At 67.7% G+C, this 883-nt stretch carries 1 protein-coding gene and 1 pseudogene; both read left to right on the forward strand.

The annotated features are described in order from the left end of the window. Positions 1–272 (forward strand): annotated as a pseudogene (locus tag MOV75_RS39925) (sugar ABC transporter ATP-binding protein); the annotation flags it as partial. After that, positions 269–883 (forward strand): ABC transporter permease (locus tag MOV75_RS39930; RefSeq protein WP_247008347.1); only part of this gene is annotated, 615 nt, incomplete at its 3' end. The pseudogene MOV75_RS39925 and the gene MOV75_RS39930, both read left to right, overlap by 4 nt.

The raw sequence follows: 883 nt of genomic DNA on the forward strand, positions 1-883 counted from the left end.
GGCTGCTGGTGCTGGACGAGCCGACCCGCGGCATCGACGTCGGCGCGCATGCCGAGATCATCCGCCTGATCCGCGAGCTCTGCGACGACGGCTTGTCGCTGCTCGTGATCTCCTCCGAGCTCGACGAGATCGTGACCTATTCGGACCGCGTGGTGGTGCTGCGCGACCGCGCCCATGTCGAGGAGCTCGCGGGCGAGGCGATCGACGTCGGCAACATTCTCGCAGCCATTGCCGCCGATGCCGCCACCGTCGCGCTTGAGGCCCACACATGACAGCGCTGCTGCCGCGCCGCGGCCTTGCCCAGATCCTGGCGCTGATCGTCATCCTGGCGGTCGATCGCGTGGTGTCGCCGCAATTTTTCGATTTGCGGCTCCAGGACGGCCGGCTCTTCGGCAGCCTGATCGACGTGCTCAATCGCGGCACGCCGGTGGCGCTGCTCTCGCTGGGCATGGTGCTGGTGATCGCAACGCGCGGCATCGATCTGTCGGTCGGCGCGGTCATGGCGATCTCAGGCGCAATCGCGGCGAGCCTTGCCGACAGCCACAGTCTGCCGGTGGTGCTGGCGGCCGCGCTTGGTGCCGGGCTCGTCTGCGGATTGTGGAACGGATTTCTCGTTGCGGTGCTCGGGATGCAGCCGATCGTGGCGACGCTGATCCTCATGGTGGCAGGGCGCGGCATTGCTCAGCTCATCACCGAAGGGCGCATCGTTACCTTCTCCTCGCCGGATCTGGTCTGGCTCGGCAATGGCGCGGTGCTTGGTCTTCCGGTGCCGGTCGCGATTGCCCTTTGCATGCTGATCCTGACCGGCGTCGTGGTCCGCGGTTCCGCGCTCGGGCTGCTGATCGAGGCGACCGGCGGCAATGCGCGGGCGAGCGAGCTTGCC

The organism is Bradyrhizobium sp. PRIMUS42, from assembly GCF_023006515.1.
Lineage (GTDB): Bacteria > Pseudomonadota > Alphaproteobacteria > Rhizobiales > Xanthobacteraceae > Bradyrhizobium.